The 21,042-nt window shown below is 34.7% G+C and carries 20 protein-coding genes; all 20 read right to left on the reverse strand.

Translation table 11 applies throughout. From position 1 onward, the window contains the following. Positions 1 to 14 precede the first annotated feature (14 nt). Genes ND812_RS12765 through ND812_RS12860 form a run of 20 tightly spaced genes read right to left on the reverse strand, consistent with a single transcriptional unit; the run spans position 15 to position 21,042 of the window. Positions 15 to 1,094 (reverse strand): AroB-related putative sugar phosphate phospholyase (cyclizing), encoded by a 1,080-nt coding sequence (locus ND812_RS12765; RefSeq protein ID WP_265375743.1) that lies wholly within the window; start codon positions 1,092 to 1,094, stop codon positions 15 to 17. Beyond that, on the reverse strand, positions 1,087 to 1,818 hold the full coding sequence (locus ND812_RS12770; protein ID WP_265375744.1) for an SDR family NAD(P)-dependent oxidoreductase: 732 nt from the start codon (positions 1,816 to 1,818) through the stop codon (positions 1,087 to 1,089). Before ND812_RS12770 ends, ND812_RS12765 begins: the two co-directional genes overlap by 8 nt. 9 nt (positions 1,819 to 1,827) lie before the next feature. Continuing rightward, positions 1,828 to 2,871, reverse strand: coding sequence for a Gfo/Idh/MocA family protein (locus ND812_RS12775; RefSeq protein ID WP_265375745.1), 1,044 nt, complete (start codon positions 2,869 to 2,871; stop codon positions 1,828 to 1,830). A gap of 21 nt (positions 2,872 to 2,892) precedes the next feature. Beyond that, positions 2,893 to 3,660, reverse strand: coding sequence for a 3-deoxy-manno-octulosonate cytidylyltransferase (locus ND812_RS12780; protein ID WP_265375746.1), 768 nt, complete (start codon positions 3,658 to 3,660; stop codon positions 2,893 to 2,895). Positions 3,661 to 3,689: 29 nt separating this feature from the next. Beyond that, positions 3,690 to 4,793 carry a Gfo/Idh/MocA family protein gene (locus ND812_RS12785; RefSeq protein ID WP_265375747.1) on the reverse strand — a complete coding sequence of 368 codons (1,104 nt, stop codon included), beginning with the start codon at positions 4,791 to 4,793 and terminating at the stop codon, positions 3,690 to 3,692. Further along, the gene (locus tag ND812_RS12790; protein ID WP_265375748.1) at positions 4,786 to 5,874 is read right to left on the reverse strand and encodes a pyridoxal phosphate-dependent aminotransferase; all 1,089 of its coding nucleotides are present in this window, start codon (positions 5,872 to 5,874) and stop codon (positions 4,786 to 4,788) included. The genes ND812_RS12785 and ND812_RS12790 overlap by 8 nt, the downstream gene beginning before the upstream one ends. Before the next feature lie 29 nt (positions 5,875 to 5,903). Further along, a complete protein-coding gene (locus ND812_RS12795) occupies positions 5,904 to 6,647 on the reverse strand; it encodes a class I SAM-dependent methyltransferase (RefSeq protein WP_265375749.1) in 744 nt (247 codons plus the stop codon). 22 nt (positions 6,648 to 6,669) lie between these two features. Further along, positions 6,670 to 7,356, reverse strand: coding sequence for a cyclase family protein (locus ND812_RS12800; RefSeq protein ID WP_265375750.1), 687 nt, complete (start codon positions 7,354 to 7,356; stop codon positions 6,670 to 6,672). Beyond that, complete coding sequence (locus ND812_RS12805) at positions 7,353 to 8,189, reverse strand: FkbM family methyltransferase (RefSeq protein WP_265375751.1); 837 nt, start codon at positions 8,187 to 8,189, stop codon at positions 7,353 to 7,355. The genes ND812_RS12800 and ND812_RS12805 overlap by 4 nt, the downstream gene beginning before the upstream one ends. A 58-nt stretch (positions 8,190 to 8,247) precedes the next feature. Continuing rightward, positions 8,248 to 10,020 carry an LIC12162 family transferase gene (locus tag ND812_RS12810; RefSeq protein ID WP_265375752.1) on the reverse strand — a complete coding sequence of 591 codons (1,773 nt, stop codon included), beginning with the start codon at positions 10,018 to 10,020 and terminating at the stop codon, positions 8,248 to 8,250. 12 nt (positions 10,021 to 10,032) lie between these two features. Next, positions 10,033 to 12,282 (reverse strand): N-acetylneuraminate synthase family protein, encoded by a 2,250-nt coding sequence (locus ND812_RS12815; RefSeq protein WP_265375753.1) that lies wholly within the window; start codon positions 12,280 to 12,282, stop codon positions 10,033 to 10,035. Positions 12,283 to 12,290: 8 nt separating this feature from the next. Continuing rightward, the gene (locus tag ND812_RS12820) at positions 12,291 to 13,136 is read right to left on the reverse strand and encodes a class I SAM-dependent methyltransferase (protein WP_265375754.1); all 846 of its coding nucleotides are present in this window, start codon (positions 13,134 to 13,136) and stop codon (positions 12,291 to 12,293) included. 33 nt (positions 13,137 to 13,169) lie between these two features. Next, complete coding sequence (locus ND812_RS12825; protein WP_265375755.1) at positions 13,170 to 13,850, reverse strand: acylneuraminate cytidylyltransferase family protein; 681 nt, start codon at positions 13,848 to 13,850, stop codon at positions 13,170 to 13,172. Between the two features lie 39 nt (positions 13,851 to 13,889). Then, positions 13,890 to 15,032 (reverse strand): LA_1612 family putative O-antigen biosynthesis protein, encoded by a 1,143-nt coding sequence (locus ND812_RS12830; protein WP_265375756.1) that lies wholly within the window; start codon positions 15,030 to 15,032, stop codon positions 13,890 to 13,892. Next, on the reverse strand, positions 15,032 to 16,099 hold the full coding sequence (locus tag ND812_RS12835) for a nucleotidyltransferase family protein (protein WP_265375757.1): 1,068 nt from the start codon (positions 16,097 to 16,099) through the stop codon (positions 15,032 to 15,034). The genes ND812_RS12830 and ND812_RS12835 overlap by 1 nt, the downstream gene beginning before the upstream one ends. A 6-nt stretch (positions 16,100 to 16,105) precedes the next feature. Continuing rightward, positions 16,106 to 17,272 carry a UDP-N-acetylglucosamine 2-epimerase gene (neuC, locus tag ND812_RS12840; protein ID WP_265375758.1) on the reverse strand — a complete coding sequence of 389 codons (1,167 nt, stop codon included), beginning with the start codon at positions 17,270 to 17,272 and terminating at the stop codon, positions 16,106 to 16,108. After that, a complete protein-coding gene (gene neuB, locus ND812_RS12845; RefSeq protein WP_265375759.1) occupies positions 17,269 to 18,270 on the reverse strand; it encodes an N-acetylneuraminate synthase in 1,002 nt (333 codons plus the stop codon). Before neuB ends, neuC begins: the two co-directional genes overlap by 4 nt. After that, positions 18,267 to 18,893, reverse strand: a complete 627-nt coding sequence (locus ND812_RS12850; RefSeq protein ID WP_265375760.1) for an acetyltransferase — start codon at positions 18,891 to 18,893, stop codon at positions 18,267 to 18,269. The genes neuB and ND812_RS12850 overlap by 4 nt, the downstream gene beginning before the upstream one ends. Continuing rightward, entirely contained in the window at positions 18,886 to 20,049 is a 1,164-nt protein-coding gene (locus ND812_RS12855) for a LegC family aminotransferase (RefSeq protein WP_265375761.1), read from the reverse strand. The genes ND812_RS12850 and ND812_RS12855 overlap by 8 nt, the downstream gene beginning before the upstream one ends. Continuing rightward, positions 20,050 to 21,042, reverse strand: coding sequence for an NAD-dependent 4,6-dehydratase LegB (locus ND812_RS12860; protein WP_265375762.1), 993 nt, complete (start codon positions 21,040 to 21,042; stop codon positions 20,050 to 20,052).

The raw sequence follows: 21,042 nt of genomic DNA on the forward strand, positions 1-21,042 counted from the left end.
AGGCTCTTAAAAAATTAAACTGGTTTTAAATATTCTTCAGCGAAATAAGTTGAAATCAATGACTTGTTTGTGTCATTCAATTCCATTTCATAAACTTCCAGATGCCCTGCACCTTTGGTAAGTATACATGTAAGATTAGAATTTACGTTTTTTTTATCTTTTTGAAGAAAAGAAGTATATTCTTCGATAGAAAAACTAGAAAAGGAAAATTTAGGAAAATTTGCTCTTAATAAAACGCTCATAGAATTATATTCATTTTCAGAAATCAATCCGAATTGGAAAGAGAGAAAATTTGCTAAGTCCATGCCAATGGTTACTGCTTGGCCATGATTTACTTGATAATCAGTCAAAGCTTCAATCGCATGTCCGAATGTATGTCCATAGTTGAATTTACGCCTCACTCCTCGGTCAAATTCATCAATTTCAATTACTTCCTTTTTTATCGTTAAACTTTCATAAATGTATTTAACAAGTAAGGAACGATCTGAAAGAACATGTAATCGATCATTATGAAAATCTTGAATCAAAGGTGATGCGCTGTGAAAAAAGTAATGATACATTTCACCGATTCCCGATTTTACATCCTCTTCAGAAAGCGAGTTTAAAAAAATAGGATCAATGTAAATATTATCAGGAGGATTAAAAGTTCCGATTAAATTTTTAACATTCCGGAAGTTTATCGATGATTTACCTCCAATACAACTATCTGCCTGCGCTAGCAAAGTTGTAGGAATAAAAACCCAAGGAACACCCCGAAACAAAATAGAAGAAGTAAAACAAACTATATCTTGTGTAATTCCTCCACCTATCGCAACAATTTTGCTACTTCGTTTTACTGAATTTTCTACCAATGTTTGAATCAATTTTTGCGAAGATTCAATATTTTTATTTTGTTCTTCTGCTTCGATTAATAGTATTTTTTTTCCCAGTAAAGAGTGATCTAATTTTTCCTTAAGATACAAATCGTAGATTTTGGAATCAACAACTAGGAAAGATCCGTCATTAATAAATTTTTGAATTAATGTAAAGATATCATCTACAAATGATACCTCATATTCTTTTTGAGAAGACTTTATATGAATTTCTTTATACATTCACAAATCCTCCGTCTACAATGATATTTTGTCCTGTCAGGTAAGTATTGTGGTCACTTGATAAAAATAGGATAACATTCGCAATTTCATTCGGTTGAGCAAGTCTCCCAATTGGAATTTGAGATTCTAATTGTTTCATCTCCACTTCGCTCAGATTTTTTTTAGTTAAATCTGTCATTACAAATCCAGGAGAAACTGTATTCACTAGTACATTGTGTTTTGCCAATTCAATTGACGAAGATACTGTCAAACCTCTAACTGCATATTTTGTGATTGAGTAGATGCTTCTTTTTTCACGACTCACCTTACCAAATATAGAGGAAATATTTACAATTCTTCCGTAAGATTGTTTTTTCATTATTCTGGAAACTGCTCGAGTTACAAAAAAGGGAGCGTTTAAATTTACACTCAACATATCGTCCCAATCTTCATCCAAAGTATTTTCGAGATAGTTAATTCGATTGATACCAGCATTATTGATACATACATCAATTTGATTCAAAGATTCCAAATATTGGACAAACTGTTTTAAACTTTCCTTACTTTGGAAGTCAACAGAACAATATATAAAAGCAGATTCCTTAATTTCCGTGGATGGTTCTGAATTTGTTCCAGTAATAATGACTTTCGCACCCAAAGCTAAAAAATCATCCGCGATTTTTTTTCCAATCCCTCTCGTTCCGCCTGTGACCAAAACTACTTTGTCTTTGAATTGAATCTGCATAAATAGTAATTAAATAGAATCAGGATTTGGAATGGAATAAGTTTTACGCCAATTAGGATCCGCATAATATATTCGGTAAACAAGTCTCATTGTTTCAAATGCTTCAATGTAAGACCCACTTTTGATTTCTTTATTTTGAAGGATTGCATCAGAAAAATATGAAATTTCTTCATCCCAAGAAAAATCTTTATTATAACGAGTGGTTTGTTCGATCGGATCGCCATTGTCGTTATCGGGATCCGCAGTGACAATCGTCATTGTTTCAGCACCATAACTTTTTGAACCGGAAAGAATACCGCCTAAGATGATACTTCCCTTTTCCAAATTAATATCCAAATGGAATCGATGTCTCCACTGGGTTGCAGAGGAATTTAACATACCAACAACACCTTCAGGTGTTCTCATGATTGCATAAGCATTATCTTCTACATCATATTTCCAAAAATCATTGGAAATAAAACTATGAACTTCCGTGAAATCTCCAGCAAAAAGCCTCATTAGATCCACCATATGAATGCCTTGGTCTAACAAAACTCCGCCTCCCGCAATTTCCCTTTTTGTTCTCCAATCTGGTTGGTTGAATGTAATTAACTTCGATTTTCCGTATACACCACGTAGGTTGATAATTTTTCCAAGTTTGCCAGAATGTATAATCTGCAATGCTTCTTTTATCGACTCATGGTATCTATGATTGAATCCATACATGAGTTTGAGTTTTGGATTGTTTTCTGCTGTTTGAATGACTCTTTTGATATCATCTAAATTTTTTCCCGGAGGTTTTTCACAGAAAACATGTAGACCTTTATTCAAACCGGCAATGGTTGCATCTGGTGCAATATCATTTGTGAGACAAACGATCAGTAAATCCAGGTCTTCATTCAGAAGGCGATTGTAATCAGAATAGTATCTAACTTTATCAGAAAACTCGCCTTCTTCTTGGAAAACCTTATCACAAACGGCAACAACTTTCATATTAGGATGTCTATCGACACAATCCCTCCGTCTTTTACCGACGACTCCATAACCCGCGATGCCTACTCTCAATTTATCCATAGTTATATTTTTCTAAAGGGATTAATACAATCCGAAGTATTTATCTTCTTTGATATGATTTTCCACCAAAGTGATATCACTTGGACTATCAACTGAATAGGACTTCACATATGGGTAAGGAGCAATGTATTGCGTAAAGTCCATATCCAAAATCCGATTGCTGTCACAAGCTTCTAATTGTTCCAAACGAGTTTCAGGATGGTTCGTAAAATCTTGTAAGTATTTCCAACGGAAAGCAAATATTCCGTAAATTCTTCTAGCTCCTAATTCAGGTGAAAAACTACCCTTAGAATAAGGCAGTGGCATCCGAGAAGTATACAATACTTGACCCTTTGCATTGTGTATAATTTTCACAGTATCCGGGTTTCTCCAAATATCTTCTTCCGTAATATGCATTGCAAGAACGGTTGCAGGAATGGATTTATCTTTTTTAAGAGGAGCAACGACGGCATCCATCATATCAGGTGATAACATAGGTTCATCACCTTGAACACAAACTACAATGTCATCATCTTCTAATTTTGTATCGAACTTTGTTCCCGCCTCAGCCACTCGATCCAAAGCTCTTGTATGGTGTGAACCAGTCATAAACACAGGAAAGTTTTGACTTTTTGCAAAGTTAGCAATTTCTTCATCACATGTGGCGATTACCAATTCATCCCAACCTTCATATAGTTTTGCTCTACGAAATACGTGTTCTACCATAGGTTTTCCTAATATAGGATACATTGGCTTTCCGGGAAATCTAGATGCAGCCATTCTTGCAGGTACGATACCAATTGTTCTCATAATAAAATCCTAGTTATTAATTCCGTAATTTAATTTTTGGGAGTGCGATAAAGATTCGCTAAATTTTCATTAGCCGAACCCAATCTATAACTTTCGGTTGCTTTATCTACATTTATCCAACTATTTTTTTCATCTGCTAAGTAAAAGGCATTCAAAAGTCGAATTGTTGATTTAGCATCATCATTACTAACAGAAAATGGTTCATTTTTTTGATAAAAATTAACAATCTCCTGATATAACTTAAAATGACCTCGACCATATACGTTTCCTGAAAAGTCTTCTGAATTTACGGAACAAACCGTTGGATCAGGTGTATAAATCTGAAGTTCATTAACTGCAATTCCGCCAATTTGTGCCAAACCATTTTCACAGACTATGGATAAACTAGCTTCAAAATCAATTGGCCTTGCTGCAGTTGTAACTTCAACAGAACCTAATGCTCCATTTTTAAAAAGAACGGAACCAACGGCAGTATCTTCCACTTCGATTTTTGCACCTTGAGTATTCATCTTTGCACATACTTCAACGGCATCTCCACCAAAAAAACGCATTAAATCAATATGATGAATTCCTTGATTCGTCAAACAACCACCATCCATGGAATAAGTTCCTCTCCAAGGAGCTAGGTCGTAATAATGTTGTGGACGACACCATCTAACACGAACAGAAACAATTCTGATTTTGCCCAATTCTCCTGAAATCAAACCTTGTTTTACCCTTTGAACGGCAAGGTTATGTCGGTTTTGAAAAACAGGGAATATATGAACTCCATTTTTCTTAGCTAAATCAAAAACCTGATCTAACTGGGAAGGTTTCATAAACGTAGGTTTTTCAATGATTAGATTTTTTTTGTATTTCTCTAAAATTTCCAATCCATGCTCAAAATGCATTCCGGAAGGAGTAATAATAGCAACAGTATTGATTTCAGGATTCTCAGCGAGCATCTTATGGTAATTAGTATAAGATTTTGCTCCATACTGATCTCTATATGCGTTTGCTTTATTTTCATCTAAATCACAAACAGCAATTAACTCAGCTCCTTCCGTTTCAATAACAGATCTGCAATGGTGACCGGATACTCTTCCGCATCCTATAATTGCCACTTTTGCAATTTTCTGATTTAAATTATCCATTTTTCATTTCCTTTTTAATTAAATCGACAATCGGTCTAAATTTTTCAATGGTTGTTATAGAAAAACGACTATATCCGGACAAACATTCCTCTTTAAAATCTTCTCTATATAAAACATGGTTTTTTAAAACTTCATGAATTTTTTCTGCAGAGTTTCCAAAACTTACATGCTGAAAATTACCATGTGTTTTCAAAACTTTAAATCCAAGCGACTTCATCTCTTCACAAAAGTATTTTTTACCTTCACTCAGTCTTCTCACCGAATCATACATAGCATCCGCATGATCCATCATTTTTTCCATAAAGGCAATGCTTATTGTGCTTACTTCATACATAGGTCTCAACTTATGATAAAACTTAATGATCTCAGGATTTCCAACTGCATAACCGATTCTAAGACCAGCTAGTCCCCAAGCTTTTGCAAATGTCCTTGCAACTATCATATTCTTAAATTCATGGATCAATCCAACGCAAGTGTCTTCATAAAATGGATGGTACGCTTCATCAATAAGAACAATCGTATTTGTTTCGATACATACTGCTAAAATTCTTTTTATATCCTTTAATTCTAAAACAGTTCCAGTAGGGCTGTCCGGATTCGGAAGGCAAAACAATTTAGGTTTAATTTCATTGATATGAGAAAGTATTTTTTCAAGAGTAAGTTTTGGTCCATCTTCAGACTTTTCATAAACAAGAGGATATGTTTTTGCCCCGAACATTTTAGAATATACAGGATACATAGCGAATGTGGGCAAAGTATGGATTACAGAATCGCCTTCGTTGATAAAGGCCTCGAAGGCCAAACGAATCGCACCATCACTTCCAGGAGTAAGAATCAATGAATCAGGAGATGTATTTGTCCATTTCGCTATTTTTCTATATAATTCAGCACATTCCGGGTAAGTAGACAATGTCATTGGATTCAATTCAGATAGAATTGAAGATGTGACTTCCAATAAGTAAGGATCTAAGTTTTCATTTTTATCTAACCAAAGTTTTTCATTCGTCCTTGGTGTTGACTTTTGCCAGTCTGGCCTTTCTAAACTCGGATCTAATAATGGTTTTCTTAAATTAGAATTCATTGTAATAAAATAATTTCCTAAATACTGAGTTAACCAATAATGCTAAGAAGATCTTCAGGGAGTAAAAACTCTCTATTAAATTTTGTTTCATTAGATTTTGGTTTTGTAACGGCCAGAACACCAAAACATAATTTTATGTAAGGAGTTTTTGCTGTTTTGCTAGGAGGTCCATAATAACCATATGCATAAATATCTCCTGCTCCTAAATTTTCGAAGTGAGACATTAGTTCTTTCGCATTTAACACAACATAAGGAGCAATTTCTCCTTCCTCAATTCCGTCATAATTAATATATTGATAAGATTTTTTAATGTCGTTAACTGTTTCACCAGCAGTAATCCGAAAACTTGCGATAAACACTCCACCTTCTTTTACCATGGCCCATGCTTTCTTTAACATAACTTCGAAATTTAACTGCCAGTCGATACAACTTAAAGAAAATACAATATCGAAGTCGTTTTCTTTAATAGAAGGATGTTTGAGTTTTAAAAAATCCTCATCTAAAACTAAAGCTTCTGGATATATTTCTTTGGCAATAATAGCAGCCTGTGAATTGATTTCAATTCCAGTATAAAGTGTATGTCCGAATCTTTCTTTCAAAGCAAGTCCCAATCCGGCGCAACCACAACCAATATCTAATACCTTTGGATTTCCACCTGGCCATACCTTTTCGATAACATTTTTTTCCGATTCATAAAACTGGTTCCATTGAACTCGGTTTTCCTTAAAATAGTTACTTATGTTTTCATTATTATATTTAATATTCTCTGTCATAACTCACTCACCAAAAATAGATTTAGACTTCTGCAATCACTGTCACGGGGGCGCCGTCTGCTTTTTCAAAAAGAAGTGGTGATATTATCAATTTTGTAACCGGTTGTTTCAGTTCGGATAATTTCATATCTTCAATCAAAAGAATAGAATCCCCTTTAATCTCAATATCATTCACCTTGGCACAAAGAAAGGCCTGGTGAGACTCTCTCCCCATGGCTCTATGTGAACGGCTGCTTAATGAAATGTAATCAAATCCAAAAAACTTTAAATTTTTATTTTTTCTAAGCCAAATCCCTACTTCCGGTTCAATCGCTGGATTTTGAAAACAATAGTATTCTAAATTATCTTTTCGGTATTTTTCGAAATCTGTTTTTAAAATCAATACATCCGTTGGGTCTGGAATATTTTTCAAAAAAGGAAGTAAGGTTTCCAAACCTAATCTTTCAGCAGGAGCCGCATTATATTCAATGATATAAGGAGACTCACAAACCCAAAAATTTGCAGGATATTCATCGAGCGCTTTTCCTTCCGAACCGAAATGATAGGGAGCATCAATATGAGTTCCCATATGGTTTGTAAAAGACAACTCGGCCTCGTTCGAACTGTCCCCTTTGGAGATAGAACGAGTCCTTAAAATCTCCATCTTACCGGAATTCGCGTAAGAAGGAGTATCTAAGCCTAAAATATGATTTAGGTAAATATGCGTCATTTTCTATAGAAAATATAGTTATAAAAAGATGAAAATTTACTATTTTCGAACATAGGAGAATGTTTTTTCTCATAATTGTGAAAACCAGCTTTCTTCATCATTTGTAGAACCTTTTTTCCATATTCCACGTCATTATCATCTAATTCTATTAAAACGGATTTTACTTTAGGATTTCTAATTGTTTTTAGTCCGCCTTTCACAATTTTATCTTCAATGTTATCCACATCTATTTTTATATAATTTGGAAACGGAGGTTTATATAGTTCGACAAAGGAATCTATAGAATAGGAAACCATTGCTTGTTTACAATTCATTTGAATCATATCCAAACCTATCTTTGTTTCCTGAACAGCTTCTTCACTAAAAAGATTCATTGCTCCACCAGGAAGGTCAGAATTCATATGAAAAAAACCTAAAGAATCTTGATCATTGAATGCAACAGCATACGCACTAATGGCATCATCCATGCGATTTAAAAATATATTACGGTTAAGTAAAAAATAATTTGCTGCAGAAGGTTCAAAAGCAAGAACCTTCAAACCCTTGTCTCTACTTGCCGCGTATACTGAATAACTTCCTACATTGGCACCAATATCCCAAAAAACAGATCCTTCTGGAAAAGTATTGATCCAATCGATAGTTTCAGGTTCCTTTGTGAATAAAGTTTTTGCTCTCCAAACGGGAACATCACCAAAACCAAAAAAACTAATATCCTTTTTATCTGTTTTTACTTTTACGTTTTCAAAGAAATTATAAAGTTCCAAATTAATGATCCTTCTTGATATAGGGTTTGCAAAGGCCCAAATGACAAAACGACGAAGTAATGATTTCATAAAATTTCCTTTAATTTTAATACAAATTGATTTAATAACAATTCCGTAGAATAATTTTCTACACAGAAGCGACAACTTCTTTCAAAGCAATTTCCAATCTATCTAGAATATCTTCCGTTAGATGAGAATACCGTCTACAGAACCTTTCTCGAACTAACTGAACAATTTCGGAATTCCACCATACATCCAAATGATCCCAAATTTTTTCCGCGTGTAATGCAGCTGATTTTGGAGTATCATGAAAGATACCAACTCGCTTTAATTCTTCAAAATAGGGAACTGCGGATTCTCTTAGTTCCCAATGTTCAGGGTTCCAAAAAACAATTGTGGGTATATTCATGGTAAATGATTCCAGAAAGGTAGTAGCATTATATGTGGAAATATACAATCTACTTTGTGAAATCAGATGATCCATCGAAACAAAACCCTCATCAAGTTCAATATTTGGAAATTTTTCCTGCCAACGCAGTCTTTGATTCCATTTATAATCTTCCGAATGCAAACGTATAATTAAAGTATCCTGGATGAATTTAGGAAGTTCTGAAACAAAATGAAAAAGATCTTGTTGATAGGACAACCATTGTCCAGCAACAACGGAACTGTACATATGATAACTGTATCTAGGAAGAATAGCTGAGACTAATAAAGTTCTTTTCTGTGCGGAATGGTCGATTCCTAGGGGGCGTTTGCCCTTGATCTGCCCTAAAGGGTAAACTTTACTTCTCTTTGGATCATTCCATCCCCAACTTAAGTATCGATCTGAAATTTCAACTTCATGGTCTTCGACAAAAGTCCATTTCCCTGATCCGTAATGTCCTCCGTGTTGGCCAATCACAAGAGGACAACCTTTCTCTGTCTTATCTGCAGCCCAAGCTTTAAAAACATCATCCGCATTATGCGCATTAGATGTCCAAATGATTTTTGGAGAAGAAGGCCAAGGAAGTGAATTTGCCTTATCTACTAATTTTGCATATCCTTCCAAATACGATTTCGGTATCTGTCTAGGAATCATTGATCTAACAAAAGATTCAAACTCTGATTTACTTTCTCCACTTAAATACCAATCGCGCTTATGGACGTCCGTCTCGGAGGATTCCACAGGCACAAGTCTTCTGATCTGAGGAATCTGTCGAAAGCGAAAATTCAATTGTATTTCTTTTCGTAACGGCAGGTAAGAAGAAATAAAAAAAGCATCTGTCTGAAAAGAACAAAAACCTGCAATTTTATTATAAATAGAAAGAAGAAACTGCTTCTTATTTCTCTTCTGCGAGTTCTTAGTAGAGATGCGAAATTTTTCCGTAAATCGATCAGAGACAGTAATATACCTAAGCTTCAGTCTATTTGTTTTTTCCAGAATAGTTGCATACAGATAATGATTCCATTCATCACTTAGAAAAAAATGAGGAAATTCTACCATTCCGTTAGGAATCATATCTTCTTCAGGCTGTTTGATAATGATCGTCTCTGATAAATTATAACGATCTAATGCCTGATGGATCGTCACCCAGCGATCGAACAACATTTGAGAAAAATATCCGAGCCAAGGACCGATTAAAATTCTCCAATACCTTTTCGAATGATTTACACCATGAATTTCATTTAACTTAACCGCTAAATCAGAAAGCAAACGCTCATGAAATTCTTTTAAATAAAGATAATCATGGTAAAGTTTATTTCGATCATCCCAATGGTTTGGCAAAACTTCCGTCTCTAAATTTTGCCATTTATTTTTTCTTGAATAAATTTTGCACCACTCCCCTAAAAATAATATTGGAGAGTTTTCCGGCCATGTTTCTTCTAACGCAGTAGTTACTAAAAATAAGGACTTCAAAAATTCAATTCCCTAAAACCACTTTTCCATACGATCTAAAGCAATCCAAAAGCCTTCCCCTTCATTTTTATGTCCTTGCCATATTTCAGGAATGAAAGAGGCTTTTGGAGAATTTTGAGTCAGATCATCAGCTAATGCATGAAAGTCGATATCTCCTGTACCAACTTGCAACCCTTCCCCATCCACTCCAACAGCATCCGCAAGATGTAAATGTGCTGTATATGGTCCAACTTTCTCTACAAATTCTTTAAAGGAAAATCTATGATGGTTACAAGCTAATTTAGAATGAGATGTATCGAAACAAACTCGGTAACCATATTTTTCGCAGAATCTAGCTGTATCATCAGGATCTACAAATAAATTATGGTAACGTTGTCCGCCAAAATGCCAAGGGAAAGGCGGCATAGTTTGAGGAATGATTTCTACCTCTTTTTGGTCTAGTTTAGAAAGACTATCCACTAATATTTCATACAAAGTTTCACGCTCACTTTCACTTAATGGAGCATCTTCTGTAAATCCCCCTACATTCGTAACGATTAAAGGCTTCGTTGTGGATGGGAAATAATGATTGAGTTTTTTAGTGATTTCAATTACTTTCTGCAATTCTGCAATGGAGTGCATTCTATATTCTTTGTCCTTAGAGCAAAGATCAAGTAGATGATCACCTGCAAACAATTCTGGACTGTGAACTACATAACCTAACGTTTTATATGGTTCCTTAAAGAATCGATTTAAGTCCAATTCCATATCTTTATAACTTAAATGAAATTCTAAAAGATCCGGGCTTGTCTTTGATAAAATACTTTGAAAATCATGATAACGAACTGGAACACCCCAAGGTCGCTTGAATTTAAAATTTCTAGCTTTAACGATACCTTCTTCTAAATCACTGGCAAAGAAAAAATCTCCTGCATTGAAATTTCGTTTTGCAGTTCTTCCAATCAGTTCTTTTTTTCTATTCGGTTGTAATCCTTTTCCAGGGCTTTTTATGGAAATCATCTCTTGTTTGATTGTCTCACCCTCTTTTAAATTACAATTGATAACCAAACTTTTTGCGAGTGCTTCGCGATTCATAAATTCGCCTTGTGAAATCACTCTTAAATTTCTGTTACCTAAGGACTGCTCTACTTCGCGAATCCCCTGCACCATTGCTTTAAACTCTGAAGGCAACAGGCTTACTTTATGGTCGTTTCCTTCCATAGATTTATCCAAAGTGATATGTTTTTCAATCACCTTAGCACCTAATAAAACAGAAGCGATTGCAATGCTTGTTCCGCGCTCATGACCAGAGTATCCAACAAAACAATTGCCTATTTCCTTTAAACGATGAATGTAAAGTAAGTTCACGTCCTTAAATGGAGTCGGGTATGTAGAATTACAATGGAGAAGAATGAAATTTCCTCCCAAATGTTTCATCAATCCTACCGATTCAATAATTTCATCTTCACTAGACATACCCGTAGAACAGATAACAGTTTTTCCTGTTTTTATCACCGCAGATAGTAGTTCATGATTCGTTAGATCCGCTGATGCAATTTTATACGCTGGCATTCCATATTTTTCGAGAATTTCTAAACTCTCCAAATCCCATGGTGTGCACAAAGGTAATGCTCCCTTTGATTTGCAGTAATCAAATACTTGAAAAAGAGATTCATTGTTTAACTGAAATTTATTTAATAAATCCAATACATATTGAGAACCCAAATCTTCACTTGCATCATCTGCATTTCCTTGATTATTATACAAGGATTCAAGATTTCTCATTTGGAATTTAATACAATCAGCTCCTGCTTCAATAGCCTCATCAACCAAACGTTTTGCTAATTCAATACTCCCATTATGATTGTTTCCAATTTCAGCAATAACAAAAGCCGGCGATTTATCATCTATGATGAACTCACCAATTTTTACTAATTCAGATTCTCGTTTTGCAATTGCAACTAAATGATGTTCTTTATCAATTAACGGGATGTAATCGACACCATTACCAAATGCAGTTGCAATTTTATCTGTCGGATCTGAATAAAAGAAAAATTTGAATTTTTTATTCGTTATATTGGAAACGGGAATATTTAAATCGATGTTAGTTTGCTGTAGTAACCATCTTCTAAAATCACCGTCAGTCAATACACCTTCTAAAACTCCATTTTCAGTAACTGAAAAAACAATTTTAGATTTACTATCACTGATTTTTTTAAGAGCAGATGCTATACTTTCTTCTGAAAAAACTATAAAATTTGAAATATCTTTTGTAATATTCATATATAAATCTATTTTACTAAAATTGCACTTATAGTATCACAAGCCCCAATGGAAGCTAGGACATTCGCATAAGCAGACTGTAAATCGGGGTTATTTAATAATGGCCATGCTTTATGACCACCTGGTTTCGATTTCGACAACCAATACAAATGATTAGATAAAGGATAACGCTGAATTTGTTTGATCATTTGGACTTTGAGTCCAGCCATTTCAGCAAGTTTTCTAAGTGTAAATTCGTTATATAAATAAAGATGACAACTCCAGTATGTAAATTCTTGAAATGGGATACTTCCATATAAAGTCAAAAGTGCATCTTGACTGGAAGGCACTTCTACAAGTAATTTCCCTGAGTTTGATTTGAGATGCATACTTAGTTTTTTTAAAATTGGAACAGGATCAGATAAATGTTCTATCACATGAAAAGCTGTAATCCAATCATACTCACCTTCAAGTTCAGATAGTGATTCGTAAACCTTTAGTCCTTGGCTTAAAAAATAAGGCTGCAAACGTTTTTCAAGTTCAACACCTGCAACTTCCTTACATAACGGAGTAACCAATTTTAAAAAAGCCCCATTACCGCAGCCAAAATCCAGAAGAGTTTGATTCGGTAATGATAGCCGTAAATCCTGAAAACGGCGATTATCATCCATTTCCGTATTTCGAATCCATTCATCTATAGGAACATTCCCATCGTGCATCCCAGAATTTTGATAAAATTCTTCTTCAGATTGAATTTGTGATGATAAATAAACCAAACCACAATGACTACATTCTCGAATCTCTAAACTTGGATTATCGCGAACCTTTCCTGGTCGGACACTCCACTTTTCTGATGAACAAATATAACAATTCAATTTGGTTCTCCGTAACAAGGTAACAGCAAAAATTTAAGCATTTTTAATAAATATTTCGGCTAACTTAAAATCAAATTCAGTATCTATATCAATTGAAGAAGATTGATCCATTTCATATGTAATTATTTTTCCACCTAACCGGTTTTTATCTTTTAAGATTACCCAAGGTTTAAAAATATAAAAGGACCCATTTTCTTTAAAACGTTTTTCCATGTCTTGTCGCATAGGTCGAATTTTGTAATCATGGTGCCAGGGAATCGCATTGTTTCCGTCTTCTTTCCAAAGAAATCCATGAAATTCGCAAACTGATAACAAAGAATCTGCTTTCATTGAAATCAATTTTTCGATTGCTTCATCCAAATCAGCGGAACTTCGAATCGGTGAAGTACATTGCATAAAGACAATGATATCATTTTCCGGATCCATTTCATCCCATTCGCTAATGGCATGTATAATTGCTTCTTCTGAACTTGATTTATCGGTAGCATACATTGCCGGTCGATTGATTATTTTTGCCCCTGCTGATTTTGAAATATTAGCTATTTTCTCATCATCTGTAGAAACATAAACTTCCTGAATGTATTTTGACTCCAATGCATCTTCGATACTCCATTCGATCAGTGGTTTACCACCTAAATTTCGAATGTTTTTCCCAGGTACACCTTTTGAGCCGCCCCGGGCGGCAATAATTGCCCTTATTTTTTTATCTTTCATCTGGAATCCATTCGTCTGTTCATCATTAGTATAAAAATCTCAGTTTATAATTTCAGAAAGAAGAGTTTGAAATTTACTATTTCCCGGATCAAAAACCATCAACTGCTCGAAGTTAGAGAAATTTAATTCCTTTTGCCATTCAGAATGATCAATGGAAAACAAATGATCCAATACAGAAATCAAATGATTTTCATCAGGAAGATTGCACCAAAATTTACCCTGATCAGGATAAACAGAAGGCCACCCAAATTTTCTATCTTCCATATTTAATAAAGAAGAACGAATAGGAAAAAATGCAGTTTTATTTCCACGTATTGCAGATTCGTATCCAAGCGTAGAATCCAAAGAAACCACTACTTCCGCTTCATCAACAGCATGATAAGCGGTATCAGAATTTGAATTTTCGATAAACCGAAGATTTGTCGAAGCTAATGAAAGAAAATATTCCTTCTCAAAGGAACCTTTTCCACTCATTATGATCGCAACTTCCTTATTGTTTTTTTCCGCATATTTAGATAAAGAGGAAAGAACAATGGAATCAGGACGAGTAAAAAAATCCTCAAAGGAAAATAGTCGATCTTGAATTCTAATTTCGCCTTTCTCTCTATGTTGAGAGATAAAACAAATTAAATCCTTATTTTTAGTACCAGAAACAGGAACACGATTGTTTTTAATCGATCCAATCGAAATAGTCTTACCTGCAATATGTTTGGAATACAATTGAGAAATACCAGATCCAAACAAACATAAATAGTCAGTATGATGGTTTTCTAATGAACGGTCACCCAATTGCCGAAAAAAAGAAGAATCTCTAATACCATTTTGTACGGATACGGTTTTGATATTTTCATGAACTCTTTTGATTTCATAAAAATAATTGGAGTTATCAATGAAAGTTAGAACTAAATTTGGAGAAACATTCTTAAGGTAAGTATCAATATAATTTCGGAAAAGCCCTCTTTTGCCACCGCCAAAAAAAGATAGAAACAAAACAAATAAATTAATCTCCTCTCCTCTGTTATGAAATATAGCAACAGGATCTGAAGAAGGAAATTCTTTTAGGATATCATCCGATCCACAAAAATCAAAAATGAGGTATTGATTTTTTGGTGGTCGAAACCATCTTTTTTTTGCCTTAATTACATAGAGAAAAAAAAGGAATAACTTGGAAAGTTTAGCCACTAATATCCTATTTTATTCAAAGCTTTTTTATATTCATCCCATTCTCCAGTATCTGTCCAAGAGCCTTCTCTGATTGGATAAACTCCGACTCTACCTTTTGCTGCCTGCACTGCAGATATTAGATCTGTCATATGGAAAAAAGTATCCGCTGGTATATAGGAAAATACTTCAGGATTCAAAACATACATTCCAGTATTAACTAAAAAATTATACTCTGGTTTTTCTTGAATTCTAACTAATTCATCTTTCTCAATCTCACAAACACCGTAAGGAATGCTATAGTGTTTAATGGATGCAATCAGTGTCAGTAGATTGCCTGAATTTAAATGATGATCCATGATATTTTTATAATCGGCATCTATTAAAATATCACAATTCGAAACAAAAAAAGGTAAAGAAAGTTTCCCTTCTAAATACTTTAGTGCGCCCGCTGTTCCTAACGGTTTTTCTTCATGAACATAACTTACTTTATATGGAGGTGATAGTTCTTCCATATATGCTTTAATGATACCTGACTTATGATTTACTGATAAATAAAAATCATCGATATCATACTCTCTAAATTTATCGATAATGACTTCCAATATGGTTTTATCGCCTACAGGAATTAAAGGTTTAGGAAGAACTTTGGTGAGAGGATCAAGCCTAGTTCCCTTCCCTCCTGCCATAATAACAACAGGATGGTTTAATTTTTGTTTCAGTTTTCTAGTAAGTTTATTTTCAATGAATAATTCCCAAACGAGATAGTCCTTCACTTCATGGTTTTTGTCCACTACAGGAACAACATCTATTTTAGATTCAGACATTCTCTGTTTTACAGTTTCGAAATCGTAGTTTTGTTCTACGAAGAAACAATTTTGATTACAAATTTCTGAAACCTTAACATCCAAACTTCCGCCGGATAGAATCCATCTGCGGATGTCACCGTCAGTCAGTGAACCCAAAAGTTTAGAATTAGAGTCTAATACAAATACAACTCTTCTTCCCGCTTCATCTAATCTCTTCATGGCAGTTTTGAGAAAAGACTCAGAGTCGATTAACAATGTTTCTATCGATGATATTTCCATATTCTATTACAAAACAAACTTTAGATCAAAAAATTTCTTTTTAAGAATGCCTGTTAAGTCAAACTTTTCCAATACTTTCACAATCTTTTCGCTAGCTCCACCTTCTCCATAAGGATTCATCACATTGGGTAAAAATGACTGAAACTCTGAGGAATAAAGTTTTAAAAAGGCAGATTTAATATTCTCATAATTTGGATCGCAGTCAATGACACTGGTGGCTTTTAATCGCCCTTTTTGTCTATCACCGATATTGATTGTACCAATACGAAAACTAGGTGCCTCAATGATACCGCTGGATGAATTTCCAACCACTGCGTCAACAAACTGTAAACAGGACAAATAACGCAAATGACCAAGAGATGCATAAGAACATGAATTGGAATGGGAACTTACGAATTCATGGATCAATTCAAAGATGATTCGACTATCCGTATCCGAATTGGGCATAGTAAAAATCAAACCGGTATCTGACAAAGTTGCCAAATAAGAAAGTAATTGCCTTATTTGATATTCCGCAGTTTGACCTTCGAGAGTCGCTGGATGAAACGTGATCAATAAATTCTTCTTTTTAAATTTAAAGTTGAGTGATGATTCTAATTCGTCTCTACTTAGTAATTTCAATTTTTTAATTCCATCGATTCCTAATCCACCTACTAAATGAATATGATCGGGATTTTCGCCCAACTGAAGGACTCGGTTTTTATATTCTTCCGCCGCTACAAAATGTAGGTGAGACATTTTCGAAATGGAATGCCGTATCCCTTCATCAAATGCTCCTTCCGTAGTTTCTCCACCGTGTAAATGAGCGACAGGAATTCTTGAAATTAAGGCGGCAGAGACAGACGAAAGAATTTCATAACGATCCCCAAGAACAAGGATTAAATCAGGTTTTAATTCAGAATATGCTTCTGAAAATCCGATCAATCCAAGACCCATTGATTTGGAGATACCAACAGGAGTATCCGAACTTAATAAAATTTCAATTTTCTTCTGAATTTTAAAACCATCGTTTTCAATTTCTTTATAGGTTAATCCAAACTCAGGGGATAAGTGCATACCTGTAACAATGATTTGTAAATCGAGATAATCCGACTCATGAATTCCTTGTATGACCCAACGAAGTAATCCGTAGTCAGCACGAGTACTAGTGACAACAGAAATTCTCTTTTTCATAATTCGATAAGTTCATCGGCTTGAAAGTTTCTTTTCGCTGGCTGGCCTATCACTAAATCCCAGTTCATTGGAGAAATGCCTGTGCCTGGTCTTTTCGTTGTAAGATTATCTTCTGAAAATAATTCTCCAACAGAAATATCTTTCGATGCAATAATAGATTTTCTAGCAATAGTAATATTTTTGGTTTCACTTTGGCTAGGAACCTTAATTCCATTGCCCATTGATTTTTCAATATTACGAATGGATGATATCATTGCTTTTAATTCTTTTGGCTCCAAAGAAGCTTTATGATCCGGGCCGGACATATTTTTATCCAATGTAAAATGTTTTTCAATTAAAGAGGCACCTAAAGCAACTGCGGCAATTGATACTTCGATCCCCGCAGTATGATCCGAATAACCAACATTGACATGAAATGCCGATTTTATAGAATTCATAGCATTTAAATTTACGTCTTCAAAGGGTGTAGGATAGTCTGTATTACAATGTAATACAGTAATATTTTTTCTTTCTGTTCCACTTTTTTCTAGAACCGAAATTGCATTTTCAATTTCAGCCAAATTAGACATTCCAGTAGATAAAATAATCTGTTCTTTGAAACTTCCAATTTTTCTCAAATATGGAAGATTGGTAATTTCCCCTGAAGGGATTTTCCAAAGAGTAATTCCTAATGATTTCAAAAGATCCAAACTTTTTAAGTCAAAAGCAGTAGATAAAAATTCGATCCCAACTTTTCCACAATATGAAATCAATTCTTTATGAGCAGAATGATCAAGTTCTAGTTTTTTCAACATTGACAACTGAGAACCATCTTCCTTCATATTTTGAATTTGGTAATTTGCTCTAGTTGCTTTGGCGGAAGCAATAGCATCTGCCTGAAATGTTTGAAATTTCACAATATCTGCACCGGCTTCTTTCGCAATCTCAATCATTTGTTTAGCGATGTTTATATCACCATTATGATTGACCCCAGCTTCCGCAATGATCAACGTTTTCATGCGAATCGACTCACAAAAGTTTCACGGTCAGAGACATTTTTAATTACTATCGATCCCATTCCTACAATACAACCACTTCCAATGGAAACTCCTTCTTTTAAAATGGAGCCACTTCCAATAAACGAACCTTCTCCCACCTGGCAATGTCCGTTTAAAACGGCAGAAGTAGAAACATGGCAATGATCTTCAATTTTAACATCGTGTTCGATCAATGAGCGACTATTGATTATACAATTTTCCCCAACTATGGCTCCTGCATTTACAATGGAATGATGCAATAACATAGTACCGTCACCTATTTTAGCGTATTTTGATACATATGCCAAAGGTGAAACAATCGACGGCAAATTATATCCTAATGATTTTAATTTCAAATATATATTCTTTCTAATCTCAAACGTTTTAATTTGCCCGATAACAACGATTGCATTCCGTATCTTTTGACCAAGAGAAGGTAGATCGGAATCATCCCCAATCACATCATAATTCAAAACCGTTTTACCTTTCTCGGATTCACCACCAATCAAACCGACGATTTGGAACTTTCCCTCGGCTTCAATTACATCAATACAGGATTTTGCGTGTCCACCTGCTCCAATTAACAATATTTCTTTTTTATGCATGAATTAAATTAGAACTACTAGGAATATTAATTAATCTCATTTCTAAAGATTCAGAAACAGGTAAATTCATCTTCGAACAATGACTATAAGGCTTTAATTTATGAAGTAATGTCCAAGCAGGACGAGTCATAATCCCGGCTGAATTTGTCGCAGAAAGAATATTATCTCTTTCTCCGACCAAGGAAGGCTTCAAAACTAAAGTTTGAAGCCAATAGTTACTTTTGCAACCGTTAGGTTCCTTTTGAATCTTTACTTCTGCCATAGTTGAAAATGCATTTTCATAAAGATGAAACAGTTTTCTTTTCGATTCGAGTAACTCAGGAAGTTTCTCTAACTGAGCGCATCCTAAAGCTGCATTCAAATTAGGCAGTCTATAGTTATAACCGATAACATCATGAGTATATTCCCATGGATGTGGTATTTTTGCTGTGGTAGTGATATGTTTTGCCAAAATGGCTAATTCTTTATTGTTTGTAAGAATTGCGCCCCCCCCCCCTGTTGTAATGGTTTTGTTTCCATTAAAACTAAGGGTTCCGAGTAACCCCAAAGTTCCGGTATGTTTGCCAAAGTAATAACTGCCCAAAGATTCCGCAGCATCTTCCACTACTTTAAAATGGAAATCATTAGCCACTGCTAACAATTCATCCATAGCAACAGGATGCCCGAAAGTATGCATCGGGACAATTGCAGAAATTCTATTGCCAGTTTTTTTATTAAAACACTGACCGGATCTAACCTCTGCAATTGAATTTAAGTATTCTCTTAAAGAAGTCGGAGATACACCTAATGTTTTTTCTTCATTTTCTATAAAGTGCGGGTGTGCTTTTAAATAACTTACAGAATTTGCAGTAGCAATAAAAGTCAGTGAAGGAATAAAGACTTCATCGTTCTCTTCCACGCCCGCTAATTTTAAAGCAATCTGCAGGGCGGCAGTTCCGTTAACAACTGCTACAGCATGTTTTGCACCAGTAAATTCAGCGAGGTCTTTTTCAAACCGATCTACAAATTTACCTACAGAGGAAACAAATGTAGTATCTAAACATTCTTTTACATAGTTCCATTCGTTTCCATTAAAAACAGGTTCGTGTAAAGGAATGAATTCTTTTCCGTTACCTAAAACGGATTTTAGAATAGATACAATCTCATCTTTAATCATTTATATATTATAAATATCCGATTTATAACTAGATAAATTTTTCGGATTGGTGAACCACTGTATTGTTTCGGCCAATCCTCGTTTAAATCCATCCTTTCCACCGTATTCCGGAGCCCAACCTACTAAGTTTTTTGCTTTTTCGTTGGAGGCCCATAACCTTTCCACTTCACTTCCGGAAGGTCGAATACGGGCATCATCCGATTCAATGGTGATTTCTGTTTTCATAATTTCGGAAATTAATTGAACGGTTTCACCCACTGAAACCTCAAAATTGCTTCCGATATTAATAACTTCACCAATACTTTGATTCGAATCTAATATTTTTAAAAACCCTCTAACCGTGTCGGATACATAATTAAAATCCCTTGTAGGATGAACCGAACCTAGCTTAATTTTCTTTTTACCCTGAGCAATTTGAGTGATGATCGTAGGAATGATTGCTCTAGCTGACTGCCTTGGACCGTAAGTGTTAAATGGCCTAATGATAGTTACAGGTGTTTCAAAAGAATGATAAAAGGACATTGCTAATTGATCAGCTCCGATTTTGCTTGCAGAATAAGGTGATTGACCTTGCAAAGGGTGGTCTTCTGTAATAGGAACAAATTTTGCAGTCCCATAAACTTCACTTGTAGAAGTTACAATCACTCTTTTTATGTTTAGATCCTTCGCTGCTTGCAAAACATTCAAAGTTCCTTTAATATTTGTATCTATATAAGTATCGGGCGAATGATATGAATAAGGTATTGCAATCAATGCAGCCAGGTGCAAAACAGATTCACATCCTTTCATAGCTGATCTGACACCGTTTGGATCGCGAATATCACCAGAAAAAATTTCAAATTTTCCTTTCACATCATCAGAACATTGATCCAACCATCCCCATGAATTAAAGGAATTATAAAGAACGAATGCTCTTACTTGTTTTCCACTTCTCACAAGTGTTTCTACAAGATGTGAGCCGATAAATCCATCAGCACCAGTAACTAAAATCAT

It is taken from the genome of Leptospira limi (assembly GCF_026151395.1).
In the GTDB taxonomy this organism is placed as follows: Bacteria; Spirochaetota; Leptospiria; order Leptospirales; family Leptospiraceae; genus Leptospira_A; species Leptospira_A limi.

Excerpts from the sequence above, each read along its gene's own strand:
- ND812_RS12780 (WP_265375746.1), bottom strand. The coding sequence starts at position 3,660 with ATGAGAACAATTGGTATCGTACCTGCAAGAATGGCTGCATCTAGATTT.
- ND812_RS12790 (WP_265375748.1), bottom strand. The coding sequence starts at position 5,874 with ATGAATTCTAATTTAAGAAAACCATTATTAGATCCGAGTTTAGAAAGG.
- ND812_RS12775 (WP_265375745.1), bottom strand. The coding sequence starts at position 2,871 with ATGGATAAATTGAGAGTAGGCATCGCGGGTTATGGAGTCGTCGGTAAA.
- neuB (WP_265375759.1), bottom strand. The coding sequence starts at position 18,270 with ATGAAAACGTTGATCATTGCGGAAGCTGGGGTCAATCATAATGGTGAT.
- ND812_RS12855 (WP_265375761.1), bottom strand. The coding sequence starts at position 20,049 with ATGATTAAAGATGAGATTGTATCTATTCTAAAATCCGTTTTAGGTAAC.
- ND812_RS12825 (WP_265375755.1), bottom strand. The coding sequence starts at position 13,850 with ATGAAAGATAAAAAAATAAGGGCAATTATTGCCGCCCGGGGCGGCTCA.
- ND812_RS12795 (WP_265375749.1), bottom strand. The coding sequence starts at position 6,647 with ATGACAGAGAATATTAAATATAATAATGAAAACATAAGTAACTATTTT.
- ND812_RS12805 (WP_265375751.1), bottom strand. The coding sequence starts at position 8,189 with ATGAAATCATTACTTCGTCGTTTTGTCATTTGGGCCTTTGCAAACCCT.
- ND812_RS12860 (WP_265375762.1), bottom strand. The coding sequence starts at position 21,042 with ATGATTTTAGTTACTGGTGCTGATGGATTTATCGGCTCACATCTTGTA.
- ND812_RS12850 (WP_265375760.1), bottom strand. The coding sequence starts at position 18,893 with ATGCATAAAAAAGAAATATTGTTAATTGGAGCAGGTGGACACGCAAAA.
- ND812_RS12765 (WP_265375743.1), bottom strand. The coding sequence starts at position 1,094 with ATGTATAAAGAAATTCATATAAAGTCTTCTCAAAAAGAATATGAGGTA.
- ND812_RS12835 (WP_265375757.1), bottom strand. The coding sequence starts at position 16,099 with ATGGAAATATCATCGATAGAAACATTGTTAATCGACTCTGAGTCTTTT.
- ND812_RS12770 (WP_265375744.1), bottom strand. The coding sequence starts at position 1,818 with ATGCAGATTCAATTCAAAGACAAAGTAGTTTTGGTCACAGGCGGAACG.
- ND812_RS12785 (WP_265375747.1), bottom strand. The coding sequence starts at position 4,793 with ATGGATAATTTAAATCAGAAAATTGCAAAAGTGGCAATTATAGGATGC.
- neuC (WP_265375758.1), bottom strand. The coding sequence starts at position 17,272 with ATGAAAAAGAGAATTTCTGTTGTCACTAGTACTCGTGCTGACTACGGA.
- ND812_RS12800 (WP_265375750.1), bottom strand. The coding sequence starts at position 7,356 with ATGACGCATATTTACCTAAATCATATTTTAGGCTTAGATACTCCTTCT.
- ND812_RS12815 (WP_265375753.1), bottom strand. The coding sequence starts at position 12,282 with ATGAATATTACAAAAGATATTTCAAATTTTATAGTTTTTTCAGAAGAA.